The sequence below is a fragment of the Cryobacterium sp. Hh11 genome (assembly GCF_004404045.1).
GTDB lineage: Bacteria > Actinomycetota > Actinomycetes > Actinomycetales > Microbacteriaceae > Cryobacterium > Cryobacterium levicorallinum.
This window is the reverse complement of sequence record NZ_SOHF01000019.1, coordinates 246,253-261,825: the sequence shown is the minus strand read 5'-3', so window position 1 is coordinate 261,825 and position 15,573 is coordinate 246,253. Positions and strand designations below refer to the sequence as shown.

At 65.3% G+C, this 15,573-nt stretch carries 13 protein-coding genes; 3 read left to right on the top strand and 10 right to left on the bottom strand.

Translation table 11 applies throughout. The features are described from left to right. Positions 1-5: 5 nt before the first annotated feature. The 9 genes from murD to E3T46_RS09455 all read right to left on the bottom strand — a co-directional run bounded on the left by murD (position 6) and on the right by E3T46_RS09455 (position 10,161). Entirely contained in the window at positions 6-1,520 is a 1,515-nt protein-coding gene (gene murD / locus E3T46_RS09495; RefSeq protein WP_241980576.1) for a UDP-N-acetylmuramoyl-L-alanine--D-glutamate ligase, read from the bottom strand. Continuing rightward, complete coding sequence (gene mraY / locus E3T46_RS09490) at positions 1,520-2,611, bottom strand: phospho-N-acetylmuramoyl-pentapeptide-transferase (RefSeq protein ID WP_092450543.1); 1,092 nt, start codon at positions 2,609-2,611, stop codon at positions 1,520-1,522. The genes murD and mraY overlap by 1 nt, the downstream gene beginning before the upstream one ends. After that, entirely contained in the window at positions 2,608-4,017 is a 1,410-nt protein-coding gene (murF, locus tag E3T46_RS09485) for a UDP-N-acetylmuramoyl-tripeptide--D-alanyl-D-alanine ligase (protein ID WP_134578347.1), read from the bottom strand. The genes mraY and murF overlap by 4 nt, the downstream gene beginning before the upstream one ends. Then, on the bottom strand, positions 4,018-5,562 hold the full coding sequence (locus E3T46_RS09480; protein ID WP_134578346.1) for a UDP-N-acetylmuramoyl-L-alanyl-D-glutamate--2,6-diaminopimelate ligase: 1,545 nt from the start codon (positions 5,560-5,562) through the stop codon (positions 4,018-4,020). 15 nt (positions 5,563-5,577) lie between these two features. Further along, positions 5,578-7,386 (bottom strand): penicillin-binding protein 2, encoded by a 1,809-nt coding sequence (locus E3T46_RS09475; protein WP_134578345.1) that lies wholly within the window; start codon positions 7,384-7,386, stop codon positions 5,578-5,580. Between the two features lie 27 nt (positions 7,387-7,413). Next, complete coding sequence (locus E3T46_RS09470; protein ID WP_134578344.1) at positions 7,414-7,977, bottom strand: hypothetical protein; 564 nt, start codon at positions 7,975-7,977, stop codon at positions 7,414-7,416. Beyond that, on the bottom strand, positions 7,974-8,945 hold the full coding sequence (gene rsmH, locus E3T46_RS09465) for a 16S rRNA (cytosine(1402)-N(4))-methyltransferase RsmH (protein WP_134578414.1): 972 nt from the start codon (positions 8,943-8,945) through the stop codon (positions 7,974-7,976). Before rsmH ends, E3T46_RS09470 begins: the two co-directional genes overlap by 4 nt. A 99-nt stretch (positions 8,946-9,044) precedes the next feature. Beyond that, positions 9,045-9,476 (bottom strand): division/cell wall cluster transcriptional repressor MraZ, encoded by a 432-nt coding sequence (gene mraZ / locus E3T46_RS09460; RefSeq protein ID WP_092339873.1) that lies wholly within the window; start codon positions 9,474-9,476, stop codon positions 9,045-9,047. 307 nt (positions 9,477-9,783) lie between these two features. After that, complete coding sequence (locus E3T46_RS09455) at positions 9,784-10,161, bottom strand: DUF3040 domain-containing protein (protein WP_092450553.1); 378 nt, start codon at positions 10,159-10,161, stop codon at positions 9,784-9,786. A 177-nt stretch (positions 10,162-10,338) separates the two neighbouring features. Between E3T46_RS09455 and E3T46_RS09450 the strand changes: the two genes are divergently transcribed. Continuing rightward, positions 10,339-11,448 carry a polyprenyl synthetase family protein gene (locus tag E3T46_RS09450; protein WP_347232614.1) on the top strand — a complete coding sequence of 370 codons (1,110 nt, stop codon included), beginning with the start codon at positions 10,339-10,341 and terminating at the stop codon, positions 11,446-11,448. 90 nt (positions 11,449-11,538) lie between these two features. On the opposite strand, the gene E3T46_RS09445 is transcribed toward E3T46_RS09450, so the two are convergent. Beyond that, positions 11,539-11,880, bottom strand: a complete 342-nt coding sequence (locus tag E3T46_RS09445; RefSeq protein ID WP_134443121.1) for an Rv2175c family DNA-binding protein — start codon at positions 11,878-11,880, stop codon at positions 11,539-11,541. A gap of 213 nt (positions 11,881-12,093) precedes the next feature. Here E3T46_RS09445 and E3T46_RS09440 point away from each other — a divergent pair, with 213 nt between their 5' ends. Together E3T46_RS09440 and pknB are read left to right on the top strand one after the other, a co-directional pair. Beyond that, positions 12,094-13,434, top strand: a complete 1,341-nt coding sequence (locus E3T46_RS09440; protein WP_241980575.1) for a LysM peptidoglycan-binding domain-containing protein — start codon at positions 12,094-12,096, stop codon at positions 13,432-13,434. Between the two features lie 88 nt (positions 13,435-13,522). Further along, positions 13,523-15,493, top strand: coding sequence for a Stk1 family PASTA domain-containing Ser/Thr kinase (gene pknB / locus E3T46_RS09435; protein ID WP_134578341.1), 1,971 nt, complete (start codon positions 13,523-13,525; stop codon positions 15,491-15,493). The last annotated feature ends 80 nt before the right edge of the window (positions 15,494-15,573 follow it).

Sequence of the window (15,573 nt, the reverse complement as noted above, 5' to 3'; positions counted from 1 at the left end):
CCGCGTCACCTGCCCAAGAAGTCGTGTACTGCCTGATTGAAAAGCCGGCCGCGTTCGGCATAGCTCTCGAACTGATCCATCGATGCGGCGGCCGGTGCGAGCAGAACGGTGTCGCCGGCCTGCGCGATCGAGGCTGCCAGCCGCACCGCAGCCGTCATCACCTGTTCGCCGCCGTTGGATACAGTGTCGTTCGCGTCAATCTCAAACACGGTCAGGTCGGGGGCGTGTCGCGCGAATGCTTCGCGGACTGCCACCCGGTCGACGCCGATGATGACGGCGCCGCGTAGTCGGCCGATGTGCTTCTGCACGAGCTCGGCGATATCGACGCCCTTGAGCAGCCCGCCGACCACCCACACGACTGACTCATAGGCCGCCAGCGAGGCATCGGCGGCGTGCGGGTTGGTGGCTTTGGAATCGTCGATCCACTCCACATCGTCGGCGATCGCGACCGTTTCGATGCGGTGTGCGTCGAGGTGGAAGGTTTCGAGCGCGCGGTGGATGGTCGCCGGCTCGACCCCGAACGACCGGGCCAGGGAGCTCGCGGCAAGCACGTCCATGATCACGTGCGGGGCGCCGAGCCCGGCCGCGACGAGGTGCGGCACGGTGGTCAGTTCCAGGGCCCGTTCGAAGCGGTCCTCGAGAAAGGCCCGGTCGCAGACGATGCCATCGACGATACCCAATTCGCTCGGTCCGGGCACGCCGAGACCGAAACCGATCGCGCGGGCGCCGTCCTGCACCTCGGCGTCCTCCACCATCGCGAGGGTCGCGGCATCCGCTGTGTTGTAGACGCAGGCCACCGCCGTGTTCAGGTAGACCTTCGCCTTGTCCGCGCGGTAGGCCGCAGCGGAGCCGTGCCAGTCGAGGTGATCATCGGCGATGTTGAGGCAGAGGCTGGCCCAGGGACGCAAGGCGCCCGGGCCGCTTGCGGGCAGGTGATGCAGTTGGTAGCTCGACAGTTCGACGACGAGCACGTCCCAGCCCTGCGGGTCACGAATGGCATCAAGTACGGGCACGCCAATATTGCCGCAGGGGGCGACCCGGCTACCGTGCGCGGCAAGCATCGTGGCGGTCAGCTGTACCGTGGTGGTCTTGCCGTTGGTGCCGGTGACGAGCATCCATTCGGCCGGAGTGCCGACCTTGTCGCGAAGCCGCCAGGCCAACTCGATGTCGCCCCAGACCGGTACGTTGTGCTCCACCGCCCAGAGCAGCAGGGGGTGATCTGGGTGAAATCCCGGCGAGACGATGATCAATTCCGGTAGCTGCGCCGCCAGCTCAGCCGGCACCTGACGCAGGTCAGCCTGCACGAACGGCACCCCGAGAACCCCGAGCAGGTCGAAGCGTTCGTCGGCGCCCGGCGAGGCGAGCACGAGCACGTCGGCGCCCAGTTCCGCGAGGGTATCGGCGGCGGCAAAGCCGGTCACGCCGAGACCGAGCACGGCGACGCGCAGGCCTCGCCAGTCGGCGTGCCAGCTGACCAGCCCGTTCAGGCGGTCGCCGGCAGCGGGGGTTTCAGAGTTCACTATTGCGACAGCCATTCGAGGTAGAACGAGCCGACACCGGCGGCGACGAGCAGGCCGCCGATGATCCAGAACCGCACGACGACCGTGACTTCGGCCCAGCCCTTGAGCTCAAAGTGATGATGGACCGGACTCATCAGGAAGATGCGTTTACCGTGGGTGATCTTGAAGTACGCGCGTTGCACGATGACCGAGCCGGCTTCCATCACGAACAGGCCACCGATGAGCACGAGGAGCAGTTCGGTACGGCTGAGAATGGCGAGGGCGGCCAGCGCCCCGCCGAGGGCGAGCGAGCCGGTGTCGCCGAGAAAGATCTTGGCCGGTGAGGTGTTCCACCAGAGAAACCCGATCAGGCCGCCGACGATGGTTGCGGCGACGATGGCGAGGTCGAAGGAGTCGGGGCCGAGGTAGCACTTGTACTGGTCGGCGGCATCCGCTCCCCCGAAGCAGCTCTGGTTGGACTGCCAGAACCCGATCACGACGAAGGATCCAATGGCGAAAATGGATGCTCCGGTGGCGAGGCCATCGAGACCGTCGGTGACGTTCACTCCGTTCGAGGTCGCGGCCACGATCAGACAGATCCAGAGCAGGAACACGGCGATGCCAATGAACGTGCCCAGTTTCATGAAGTCAAGCGGCAGGTCCCGAATGAAGGACACGCTCGTCGAGGCGGGGGTCTGACCGTTGCGGTCGACGAATTGCAGCGACAGCACGCCAAAAGCGCCGGCGACGATGACCTGCCCGAGCACCTTGGACCAGCCGCCGAGGCCGAGACTGCGCTGGTTGCGGGTCTTCAGAAAGTCGTCGAGAAACCCGACCAGTCCGAGGCCGACCATCATGAACAGCACGAGCAGCGGCGAGGGGGTGAACGGTCGTTGCTCGATCAGCATGGCGGTGAAATAGCTGATCAACACACCCAGGATAATGATGATTCCGCCCATGGTGGCCGTGCCGCGCTTGGCGTGGTGGCTCTTCGGCCCATCGTCGCGAATGAACTGGCCCCAGCCGAACTTCTTGAACAGCCGAATGAACAGCGGCGTCAGAAACAGGGTGAAGGCGAGTGAAAACGCGCCGGACAGTAGCAGGACTCTCACGAGAACAAGTCTCCCAGTCGATCGCCGAGGAACCGCAGACCCGCGGAGTTGGATGACTTGACGAGCACGGTATCGCCCGGATTCACTGAGCTGCGCACCAGTTCGAAGGCCTCGTCCGGCGTGTCGACATAGGCAGACTCACCGTCCCAGGACCCCTCGTTGATGGTGCTGATGTGCATGCGGCGGGCACCCCGCCCGACCACGATCACCTGCGAGATATTGAGGCGCACGGCGAGCAGGCCGATACGATCGTGCTCCTCACCGGCCAGTTCGCCCAGTTCGGCCATTTCGCCGAGCACGGCGATGGTGCGCTTTCCGGGGGTACCGATCTGGGCGAGAGTCTTGAGCGCGGCGCTCATCGAGTCGGGGCTTGCGTTGTAGGCGTCGTTGATGACGGTGACATCGTCCTTGCCGCCGAGAACCTCCATGCGCCAGCGTTCGGCCCGAGTCGTGGCCTCGAGCGCGGCGACGATGTCGGGCAGCGAGACCCCGAGTACTTCAGCGGCGGCGGCAGCGGCGAGGGCGTTCATAACGTGGTGTTCGCCGAGCACCCGGAACACGACCGGAGCGCTCTGCCCGCCGGCGAGGTGCAGGGTGAACGTTGTGCCGGTGCGGCCTCCATGCAGGTCGCTCGCGCGCACGTCGACCTGACCGTACTCGCCGAAGCGCACGATGCGGGCCGGGGTGAGCGCGGCCATCTGCGCGACGCGCGGATCGTCTGCATTCAGCACCGCGACATCCGTTTCCAGCAGGTCGGTGACCATCTCGGATTTGGCGCGAACGGTGGCATCAAGATCGCCGAACTCGCCGGCGTGGGCGAGGCCGACGGTCAGCACGATCCCCACGTCTGGCCGGGCCAGGCGCACCAGGTGCGCGATCGCACCTTCGCTGCTGGCACCCATCTCGATCACGAGAAAACGAGTCTCGGCCGTGACCTCGAGCATGGTCATCGGCGCGCCGACCTGGTTATTGAAGGATCCGCGCGGGGCGACGGTCGGGCCGACCCGTTCGAGCATGCTGCGCAGCAGGTTCTTGGTGGTGGTCTTGCCGTTCGAGCCGGTTACGGCGACAACCTTGAGCGTTCCGGCGGCGCGTACCCGGGCAACCACGGCCGCGGCGAGGGCGCCGAGCGCGGCCACGGCATCGGCGACGACGATCTGGGTGACCGGCAGGTCGAGCGTGCGCTCGACGATCAACAGGGCGGCACCGCGCTCGGCGGCGACCGGCGCGAACAGGTGGCCGTCGGTCACCGCGCCGGGCTTGGCAACGAAGATGGAGCCTCGCTCGATCAGGCGGGAGTCAGTCTGTACCGAGCCGCTGATCTGGTCAGCGGCTTCGGCCGGACCGGCCAGGTGCAGCGCACCGTTGACGGCCTCGCTGATCTCGGTCAGGGAGAGGGCAATCATTTACAGCCACCCCGCCGAACGCAGCGCTTCGCGGGCATCCTCGCGGGCGGAGTAGGGCAGCTTCTTGCCCTGTACCTCGTGGTAGTCCTCATGGCCTGGGCCGGCATACAGAATGGTGTCTCCTTCATGTGCCAGTGACAACGCCGTGCGGAATGCCGCACGAGGGTTGGCCACCTCGTAGAACTCGCCGTCGGGAACGGCCGCGCGCGCTGCGTCAAGCAAGACAGCACGGATGCTCGCGGCGTCTTCGTAGCGCGGGTGAAAGTCGGTCACGACCACGATATCGCTGCCCCGGGCAGCGATCGCGCCCATATCGGCGCGTTTCGTGGTGTCACGGTCACCGTCAGCGCCAAACAGCATGATCAGCTTGCCGGGGGTAAATTTGCGCAGGGCCGCGAGGATATTGAGGAAGGCGTCCGGACTGTGCCCGTAGTCGATATAGACGAGCGGGCCCCGGTCGCCGGAGATGCGCTCGGCCCGGCCGGGAATGTAAGCGACGATGCCGCCGTCGCGGTCGAGGGTGTGCTGAATCGCCTCGAGGTCGAAGCCGGATTCGACCAGCATGACGATGGCCAGGGCGGCGTTCGCAGCCATGTACCAGCCGAGCAGGGGAACCCGGGTGCGCAGGCGCCGGCCGTCCGGCCCGTCGAGCACGAAATCGGTGTGGCTGGCGGTTTCACCGACCACGGTCATGCGCCAGTCGGCGTCAATGTCCGTGTGGTTGGTGATCGTCGTGACCGGGATACGGCATTCGTCGGCGATGCGCCGGCCCCAGTCGGTGTCGACGGTGACGACGCCGCGGTGCGAGCGGTCGGGCTGGAACAGCTCGAGCTTGGCCTGAAAATAGTCGTCCATCGCCGCGTAGTCGTCGAGGTGGTCGTGGCTGAGGTTGGTGAACGCGGCGACGTCGAAGACCAGCCCGTCGACCCGGTAGCGGCTGAGCGCCTGGGCCGACACCTCGATGCCGACCGCGCGCACCTCGGCCTCGTTCATGCGGGCGAGCAGGGCGTGCAGTTCGCTCGCCTCCGGGGTGGTCAGCGCACTGGTCACGGCGAGGTCGCCGATGCGGCGCTCGGCGGTGGAGGTCAGCCCGGAGACGATGCCGAGCTGGTTCAGGATGCCGAAGAGCAGGTAGACCACGCTGGTCTTGCCGTTCGTGCCGGTCACCGCGAACAGCGTCGCCGGGTTGTCGGCGGTGCGGTAGATCCACCCGGAGACGGCGCCGAGCGCTGCGCGGGCATCCGGGGTGACGAGCACGGGGAGCCCGCTGCCCGCGGCCAGCAGCGCCCCGGCCTGGTCGGTCAGGATAGCCACGGCACCGGCCTCTGCCGCGGCGGCGGCGAAGGTGGCTCCGTGCAGGTGCGCTCCGGGTACACCGACGTAGAGGTCACCGGGCTGCACCGTGCGGGAGCTCAGACTCACCCCGGTGACTTCAAGACCGTCGATGTCTCCACGTAGTTCTAGATCAAATTCGGCAACCAATCCCGACAACGACCGCGGAACGGGATGCTCGGGACGGAGAGCCGACGGCGCCAATTCAGACACGCAGGGCTCGCTTTCTTACCAGGTGGACGGGAGATCGGGCGCACTCGCGCCGGAGGGAACCGCCCGGTACTTTTTCAAAACCTGGCTCATGATCTCCTGGAAGACCGGAGCCGGTGCGGCAGATGTGTTCAGTTTAACAGGATCGGCGATGCTGACCGAGACGACGTACTGTGGATCGTCGGCCGGGGCGAACCCGGAAACCGAAACGAGGTACCCGCTGGAATACCCCCCGTGCCCGTCAGGCATCTGGGCGGTGCCGGTCTTGGCGGCGACGCGATAGCCCGGAATATTCCACTTACTGTTCACCCAGCTCTTCTGATAGACCATCTCGAGCACGTCGCTCGTGTCGTTCGCCGCGCTTTCGGAGAGCACCCGGGTGCCGGTGGCATCGGGCACATTGGTCAGCGTGCCGTCGGCCTGCCTGCAGCCCTCCACCAGTTGCACCGGCATGCGCACGCCGTCGTTGGCGATGGTCTGGTAGATGCTGGCGATCTGAAGGGCGCTCGTGGTCAGGCCCTGCCCGAACATGGTCGCGTAGCTGGTCTGGTTGTCCCATTCGTCGGCGGGGTGCAGAATGCCGCCGTCTTCGCGCGGGAATCCGGTCTCCGTGGCGGTGCCCACTCCGAAAGCCTTCATATAGTCGTAGCGCTGCTGATTGGTGAGCATCTCGCCGAACTTGGACATGCCGGTGTTGCTGGAGTCGATCAGCACCCCGGTGAGGGTCATGTTCTGGTCGGGGTGCGAGTGGCTGTCATTGATATTGGCGCCGTTGGAGGGCAGGTAGCGGTAGGGCGAGACGACGCCGGTATCGAGTGTGGCAACGCCGGCATCGAGAACGGATGCCGCGGTGAGCGCTTTGAAGGTCGACCCCGGTTCGAAAGACTGGGTGAAGGCCCGGGATCCGCGATCGTCGGGGTTTTCGGTACCGCCCACATTGTTCGGGTCGACCGAGGGGTAGTCGGCGACGGCGAGAAGTTTGCCGGTCTTGGCGTCCTGCACGACCGCGTTCGCCCAGGCGGCTCCGGTCTCTTGCGCCCGAGCGGCAAGGGTCTGCTGCACGAACCATTGCAGGTCGGAGTCGATGGTGGTGACGACGTCGCCGCCATCAACGGCCTCGGTGCTCCTGACGCTGCTCCCCGGGATGCGCACGCCGTCGGCTCCCTTTTCATAGGTTTCCAAACCGTTGGTGGAGGCCAGGCAGGCGTCCTGCCCGGATTCGAGGCCGGCCTGCGGCACTCCCTCCCCCGACAGAAAGCCGAGCAGATTGCCGGCGACGGCCCCGTTCGGGTAGACCCGGCTCGGGCTGTTCTCGGAGTACGTCCACGGAATGTGCAGCTCCTGCACGGCGCGCAGCACGTCGACGTCGACCTTCTGGGCGATGTAGGCGAAATTGGCCTTAGCGTTGGCCTCCAGGGCGGTGGAAATAGTCAGCAGAATGGCGTCACCGGTCTGCCCGGTGGCGGCACCGATTTCGGCGGCCGCCTCGGCCACCGAAACCTCGACCTTTTTTCCGTCGACCGTGCGTTTGAAGGGGGTGGCGTTGACCGGCGACATGGTGATGTTGTAGCGCATGACCGTTCCGGCAAGCACCACACCGTTCCCGTCGACGATCTCGCCGCGCGAGCCATAGATCACTTGGCCGACGGAACGGTTTCCCACGGAGTCCTTGGTGAGCGAATCGGCCTGCACCACCTGAATATCGACGAGTCGCACCACGAACACACCGATGACGGCGAACAGCACGACGATGGTGAAAAAGGTGCGCCGACGACTGGACCGGGTGTTGGTCGGGTTGGTTCGGGCACTGCTGTTGCGCACGCTCATCTGCCCATCATGGTCGACACGGAGAAACTATCGGGTAGTGGGCGCCGCGAGTCCTGCAGGAACTACCGGAGCACTCGTGATCGCGACAGCGCCCGTTGCCGCCGCGGCGTCGTCGGGCAGCTGCGACAGCAGGGCGCTGCCGGTCAGCAGGGCATTCGGAACGAGGCTGGCCGCCCCGGCCTGCGAACCCGACGCCGAGGCCGGAGCGCCCAAAACAGCGCCGTCGGACAGGCGCAGGTAGACGGGGTTGGAGTTGGTGACCATGCCGAGTCCCTCGGCGTTGGCGGCGAGGCTTTGCGGCGAGGATACCCGCACGAGGTCTTCGCTGACGCCCGCGGCCGTGCGGCCGAGTTCGGACTGGCTCGACTGAAGGCTGGAGATCTCGTAGGCTCCCTGGGAGATGCCCACGCTCAGGAGCAGCTGGGCGACGATGATCGCAGCCATGCCGGCCACCGCGGTGAGGGCATAGAAGATGCGCGGACGCGCCCGGCGTCTCGGGTTCGACGAGACGATGCGAAAGGGGCGACGCTCCGGCGACTCGAACTTTTCACGTTCGACCGCAAAAGATACGCGTGCCAGGTTGTCGCTCATGCGGCGGCCCTTCTCAGTCGTTCAGCAGCGCGCAGCCGAACCGGCGTTGCGCGGGGGTTGATGGCCTTCTCCTCGTCGGATGCCAGTTCGGCTCCGCGCAGCAGCAGGGTGAAGAGCGGTTTGTGTTCGGGGAGTTCCACCGGCAGGCCGGCGGGGGCGGTTGAACCGGATGCCGCGGAGAGGGCCCGTTTGACAATGCGGTCTTCGAGCGACTGGTACGCCATGACGACGATGCGTCCACCGACCTGCACGCGCTCGAGCGCTGCGGGAATGGCCCGCTCGAGCACGGCGAGCTCCTGGTTGACCTCGATGCGGAGCGCCTGGAAAACTCGTTTGGCCGGGTGGCCCTGCCGCTGAACGACGACCGGGGTCGCCTTCGTGATCACGTCGACGAGCTGTGCCGACCGCACGAAGGGAGTCGTTTCGCGAGCTTCGACGATGGCCTTGGCGTAGCGGGCGGACAGTTTCTCTTCGCCGTAGTCCTGGAAGATGCGCTTGAGGTCGCGTTCGCTGTAATCGGCGAGGATGCTCGCGGCTGTCAGGCCGGCGGTGCCGTCCATGCGCATATCGAGCGGGGCATCCTTCGAGTAGGAAAAGCCGCGTTCGACCCGGTCGATCTGCAGGCTGGAGACGCCGAGGTCGAACAAGACGCCGGCGACCTCGGTGATGCCGAGCCCGTCGAGGGCTTCGCCGATGCCGTCATAGACGGTGTGCACCAGGTGGACCCGGTCGCCGAATCCCTTGAGGCGTTCCTCGGCGATGGCGAGGGCCTCGGTGTCACGGTCGAGGCCGACGAGCGTGAGCCCCGGAAAGCGGGACAGGATCGCTTCGGCGTGACCGCCCATTCCCAGCGTCGCGTCGACGAGCACGGCTCCGGGTTGTTCGAGCGCGGGGGCAAGCAGCTCGACGCAGCGTTCGAGCAGTACCGGGGTGTGGATCTTGTTGCTGGGGATGTCGTTGCTGGCCATAATGCCGGGAAAGTCCGTGAGGCCTGATTCCCCTCCATTTCGTCCTGGCACCGGGGAAGTGTGTCAGGGCAAAAACGGCGAGGAGTCAGGCGCCAGGGGCTAGAAGAGTCCCGGAATCACCTCCTCCGTCGTGTTGGCGTACGAGGTTTCCTGCTCGGCGAGGTATGTGGCCCACGCTTCGCTGTCCCAAATCTCGACTCGGCTGCCAGCGCCGATGACGGTCAGTTCCCGGTCAAGCCCCGCATAGCTGCGGAGATTGCCGGGGATGGTGACGCGGTTTTGTTTGTCCGGCGTTTCGGAACTCGCTCCGGACAGGAACACCCGGAGGTAGTCGCGAGCTTGCTTGCTCGTGACCGGGGCCTGACGGATCTTGTCATGGAGCGTTTCGAATTCGCGGGTGCTGAACACGTAGATGCAGTGTTCCTGCCCGCGCGTCATCACCACGCCGGTGGAGAGTTCCTCCCGAAATTTCGCGGGAAGAATGATTCGACCTTTTTCGTCGAGCCGGGGGGCGTACGTGCCAAGGAACACGCGTACCCCTTTCTTCCGGCCAGATTCAGGTCTGCCTCCACTTTACTCCACCTTCAACCACTTGTCTAAGAATTCTGACCTGTTTCCGAACTTATTCAGCAAACTGCCCCGAATTCATTGGTAACTTGCTGTGGAGGAAAAGGGAGCACACTCATTGAAAATGGATGCCTATTGCTGGTTTTTGGGCACAAAAAAAGGGCCGATCGGATGATCGGCCCTTTGGGGCTGCAAATTCTTGAGTTCTGGAAGCTAGGTGGAGGACTCAGCTCAGGTGACTAGAGGCCATTCGCGCTACTGACCGTTTGCGCTACTGACCGTCTTGACGGCGGTCCCAGCGGTCGTTCAGGCGATCCATCAGCCCCTGGTTGGACTTGGCCTGCGCCGGTCGACGACCGGGTGCGGACGGTCCGGGAACACCACGGATGGCTTTGCCGGGCGAGACGGCGACGAGAACGCCACCGAACATCACGATGAAGCCGAGAATGCCCAGCCAGAGCTGGGCAATGGCTACTCCCAGAATGAGCGCGACAATGCCCGCGACGGCGAGGAGTACACCGATGGCGATGGAACGATAGTTCGGGCGGAGTCGCGACGCACCAACGCTGGCGACGAAGTCGGCATCATTGTGATAGAGGCTGCGCTCCATCTCTTCAAGGAGTCGCTGCTCCTGTTCCGAAAGCGGCATCTCATTCCCTTCCAGTTACGGGATCGAGCGGGTGGGTTGAAAAATTTGAACTGCAAAATTCGAACCGGGTAAGGTCGAACTACTCAATTCTAACCCCGCCATGGTGGCTAGGCTATACGAGTGCCTGAAAGCAAACGCCTGGTCGACTTGGTTCAATCTCGCATCGACGAGTTCCTCATGTCCCGCGAACCAATTGTGACCCTGATCAGCTCCGATCTGACGCCTCTAACAGACTTCTCACGGCAGTTTCTCAGCGGTGGAAAGCGGTTTCGAGCCCAGTTTTGTTACTGGGGCGCGCAGAGCGTCCGTGTGGCCGATACGGGCCCAAATGCAGGCCAGTCGGGGGCGAAAACACCGGCGGCCGCAGCCAGCGGGCGAGGCGCGGCATCCACTGCCCCGGTACCGCTCGAGGCGGTCGTCTCGGCGGCCAGCGCCCTGGAAATTTTTCATGCCGCCGCGCTCGTGCACGACGACATTATTGACAACTCGGACACCCGACGCGGGGCGCCGAGCGCCCACAAACTGTTCGAAAGTTTGCATGAGAATGAGGGCTGGTCCGGCGGTCCGGTCACGTTCGGACGGGCATCGGCGATTCTGCTCGGCGACCTGCTCCTTGGATGGAGTGACGAGCTGCTCGACGAAGGACTCGATGCGGTCGCCGACCGACCGTCGGCCCGGCGCGCTCGGCTTGAGTTCAATCACATGCGCACCGAGGTCACGGCCGGGCAATACCTCGACATTCTCGAGGAACGCGCCTGGCTGGCTCAGCCCGAATCGCAGCTGCTCGACCGTGCGCTGCGAGTCATCGTCTACAAGTCAGCCAAGTACAGCGTGCAGGCTCCGCTCGTGATCGGGGCCGCGCTGGCCGGAGCGTCGGCCGACCAGCTCAGCTCGCTGCGGGCCTTCGGCCTGCCGCTCGGAATGGCTTATCAGTTGCGCGACGACCTGCTCGGGGTGTTCGGTGATGCCGCGGTGACCGGAAAACCGAGCGGGGACGACCTGACCGAGGGCAAGCGCACCGTGCTGATCGCGCTGGCTCGGGAGCGGCTAAACGACCGGGATCGACAGGCACTGGATGCCCAGCTCGGCGACCCGACGCTCGATCAGGCGCAGATTCGCGCCCTTCAGGAGCTCATCACGGCCAGCGGCGCGGTCGAGCGGGTCGAAACTTTAATCGCCGCCCAGGTCGCAGAAGCGCTGAACGTGCTGGAGACCGCTCCGATCACCGCAACGGCCCGGCAGACCCTGCTCGATCTGACCGATCGCGTGACGCGTCGGGCATACTGACCGGCGCAGCCGTCGTGATCGGCGCATCCGTTTTATCGTGAGGTCATTTTGCGCCGCACGCCGGTCGCTGTCGGGCCGAACCGAAGGCGCTTAGGCGAGCGCCTGGGCGACGCGGCGCACCTCGGCCTTGCGTCCGGCGCGGAGGGCTTCGATCGGAGCAACGCCGAGGCTGTCGTCGACCTCGAGCAGCCAGGTCATGGCCTGCATGTCGGTGAAGCCGTCATCGGCCAGCACGAACAGCGTGCCGCGCAGTTCCGGAACGGGAGCTCCGTCACGCAGAAACAGGGAGGGAACCGACACGACGTTGTCCCGCCGGATAGCCAGCAGGTATTTGTCGTCGATCAGGTGCCGCACGCGGCTCTGGCTCATTCCGAGGAGGTTGACAAGGGCAGGAATAGTAAGCCACTCGGGCTCTGAAGGCAGATCACTCACCTTGGTAGCTTCCCATGATTTTGGGGCCGGTACAAAACCTTGTGGAGCTTTTTATCGTGATCAGTGCCAATTCGCGGATCCGTGTCAATTGACTCCCTCTCATATTTATGAAAACCTCAGGGTGGGGATTGCTGCACCGCAGCCATTGCTGCGAACTTGATGTCCACATCGAGCGTGATGCACACAATGAAATGGAGCACCATGTCGACCAGGGTGAAAACACAAACTAAAACGGATGCCGCGGCGCCGGCCGCACCGCGCGCCACCGTTCCGCAGACTGGCGCTGCACACGCCGGTATTGAGCTGAGCGTTGCTGAGGTGAGCGCTGTTGATCGTGCCGGCACTCCTGTCGCCAGCGGCACGAAGCGTCGGGTGAAGAAGGCCGCAGACCTGCGGTCCCGCCAGGCCCTGCGCACTGTGCCCATTGTGCTGGTCAGCACCCTGGCCATCAGCCTCAACCTCGCAGCCCCCGCCCAAGCCCAGGCGCTCGCCAAGAAGCCACTGAAAGCAAAGCTCGCCCAGTCCACACCGGTTCTCGCCGCCGTTCCCACGTCGGTCGCTGCCACCGTACAGATCGCACCGGCGCAGTACTCCGTCGTGGACGGCGACACCGTGAGTGGTATCGCTGGCCGGTTCGGTCTGTCGACGGCGGCCGTGCTGGCACTGAACGGTCTCGATTCCCGGGCCCTGATCTTTCCAGGCCAGGTCTTGACCCTGACTCAGGCAGCGGCGCCGGCCGCATCCGCTGCACCGGTCTCGACGAATTATGTCGTACAGAGCGGCGACACGATCAGCGGCATTGCAGCCACACACGGGCTGAAGACCGCCGACCTGCTTGGAGCCAACGGCCTCGACGGCAGCAGCGTGATCTACCCCGGCCAGGTCGTGCTGCTGGCAGCTGCTGCCGCGATGGAGGCCGCCGTGTACGTCGCGCCGGCGGTTGCGGTTGCCGCCGCCACCCATACGATTGCCTCGGGCGAGACCATTACCGCGGTCGCTGATGCGGCCGGGGTGAGCGTGCAGGCCGTGCTCGACGCCAACGGACTCGGCTGGTCGAGCATCATCTACCCCGGGCAGGTTCTGACGCTGCCCGTGACCGTGGCCCCCGCGGCCTCCATCACTCGCGCCACCGCTGGCATCGTCACGCCGATGAACGCCGAAATGCGCCAGAACGCCCAAACCATCGTGGCGACGGGGCGCGGCGCGGGTGTGAACAATGCCGGTCTGGTGATCGCGCTGGCGGCCGCCGCCCAGGAGTCGGGGCTGCGCAATGTCGACTATGGCGACCGGGATTCCCTCGGGCTGTTCCAACAGCGCCCGAGCGCCGGCTGGGGCACCCCGGAACAGGTCATGGACCCGGTACGGGCCAGCCTGGCTTTCTTTGGCGGCGCGTCCAACCCCAACCCCGACATCACGCGCGGTCTGCTCGACATCCCCGGCTGGGAGTCCATGACCGTCACCCAGGCCGCCCAGGCAGTGCAGATTTCGGCCTACCCCGACTACTACGCGAAGTGGGAAACATCGGCGCAGGCCTGGCTCGTCGAAATCGGTTGACCGAATTCAGCGCCCCGACCGGGTGTCTCCCCGGCGAACCCTGCGCGCCGCGCGCCGGGGTCGCCACGCTATTACCTAGAATCAAGGAGTGAGCGTTCCCTCGACCGACCCGATGATTGGCCGTCTTATCGACGGCCGGTATCAGGTGCGCTCGCGGATCGCGCGCGGCGGCATGGCCACGGTCTACCTGGCCACCGATTTGCGGCTGGAACGTCGCGTCGCGATCAAGATCATGCACGGCCATCTGGCCGACGACAGCGCCTTCAAGATCCGCTTCATTCAGGAAGCCCGCTCGGCCGCCCGGCTCGCACACCCGAACGTCGTGAACGTCTTCGACCAGGGCCAGGACGCCGATATGGCCTACCTGGTCATGGAATACCTGCCCGGCATCACCCTGCGCGACCTGCTCAAGGATTACGGCCGGCTCACCCCCGAACAAACCCTCGACATTCTCGAAGCCGTGCTCAGCGGGCTCGCCGCCGCCCACAAGGCCGGCATCGTGCACCGCGACGTCAAACCCGAGAATGTCTTGCTGGCCGACGACGGTCGCATTAAGATCAGCGACTTCGGTCTGGCTCGCGCCGTCAACAACAACACGGCCACCGGTCAGGCCCTGCTCGGCACCATCGCCTACCTCTCCCCCGAACTCGTCACCCGCGGCGTCGCCGATGCCCGCAGCGACATCTACGCCCTCGGCATCATGACGTTCGAGATGCTGACCGGTGAGCAGCCCTACGTGGGTGAAGCCCCGATGCAGATCGCCTATCAGCACGCCAATGACACCGTGCCGATGCCGAGCAGCAAGGTCGACTCAATTCCCCGCGAACTCGATGAACTCGTGCTCTGGGCCACCGCCCGCGATCCAGAGGATCGTCCCCGCGACGCCCGGGTCATGCTCGACCAATTGCACGATGTCAGCGCACTCGTGCGTGGCGGTACCCAAGAGCTGGCCCTGCAATCGACCATGGTGCTGCCCGCGAGCCTGCGCACCAGCGCCAACGCTCTGGCGGATGCCGAAACCCAGGTTTTCGGTCCCAAGCTCGCTCCCACCAAACCGCCCGCCGCAACCCTGCTCGGCATTCACCCGGTCGGCACCGGCCCGGTGGGACCGCCCGACAGCCGCGAACTGCTGGGCAAGAAGGCCTGCAAGCGCAAACGCCGCGGATTCTGGCTGTTCGCCCTCGTCGTTCTCCTCGCTGCGGCATTCGGCGGCACCGGCTGGTACTTTGGCTCCGGCCCGGGCTCCGACGTGATGCTGCCCGATTTCGCGTCGGCCTCCCCCGAAACAGCCTCGGCTGAATTGACTGAACTCGGCCTCCAGCCCGAGCTCGGTGGTGCCTTCAGCGCCACGGTCGCCGAGGGGATCGTCATCGGCACCGATCCGGATGCCGGCAGCCGGGTGCCCCAGGACAGTCCCGTCACGGTCATCGTCTCCCAGGGCCTGCAACCGATCACGCTGCCCACGCTGGCCGGCGTTACGCAGGAGGCGGCATCCGCTCTGATCACCGATTTGAAGGCCGTGGTCGGCAGCATCGACCCGGTCTTCAACGGTGACGTGCCCGAGGGCACCGTCGTGGCCGCGAGCAAGGAAACCGACGGTGCCGATGTCTCGGCCGGTGGCGAGTATTTCGAAGGCCTGACCGTGAACCTCGTCGTGTCGCTCGGGGCGATTCCAAACGTCGATGGCAAGACCGTGGCCGAGGCCACCGATATTCTGGCCGGAAAGAACTTGCTCGTCGTCTCGGGCGAGCAGACCTACAGCGACACCGTGGCCGAGGGCGACGTCATCACCGCGCAGGTTCCCGAGGGCACGATTCGCGAGGGCGCCACGCTCACCCTCGTAATCTCACGCGGCCCCGAGCCGGTCATCGTGCCCAACGTCGTGGGTATGACTTGGGCTGATGGCAAAGCCACTCTCAGCGCACTGGGATTCAAACTCGACTACAGCGCACTATGGGACGTACCTGGATTCTCCATTGTCATAAAGGCAACCGACCCTCCGGCTGGTACGTCCGCGGTAAGGGGAACCACAATCAGACTGACCGGCGAGCTCGCGTAGCGTCGCTGACCTGAGGTTTGCTGGCTCCAGTGCAAAGCGCAGCCAAATACGAGACCATATGGCCCCGATCTTTCCGGGGC

What these genes read in the sequence shown, in the direction of transcription:
- E3T46_RS09475 (WP_134578345.1), bottom strand. Translation starts at nt 7,386, where the DNA reads ATGAGCGTGCGCAACAGCAGTGCCCGAACCAACCCGACCAACACCCGG.
- murF (WP_134578347.1), bottom strand. Translation starts at nt 4,017, where the DNA reads ATGATTGCCCTCTCCCTGACCGAGATCAGCGAGGCCGTCAACGGTGCG.
- rsmH (WP_134578414.1), bottom strand. Translation starts at nt 8,945, where the DNA reads ATGGCCAGCAACGACATCCCCAGCAACAAGATCCACACCCCGGTACTG.
- E3T46_RS09450 (WP_347232614.1), top strand. Translation starts at nt 10,339, where the DNA reads ATGTCCCGCGAACCAATTGTGACCCTGATCAGCTCCGATCTGACGCCT.
- E3T46_RS09455 (WP_092450553.1), bottom strand. Translation starts at nt 10,161, where the DNA reads ATGCCGCTTTCGGAACAGGAGCAGCGACTCCTTGAAGAGATGGAGCGC.
- E3T46_RS09470 (WP_134578344.1), bottom strand. Translation starts at nt 7,977, where the DNA reads ATGAGCGACAACCTGGCACGCGTATCTTTTGCGGTCGAACGTGAAAAG.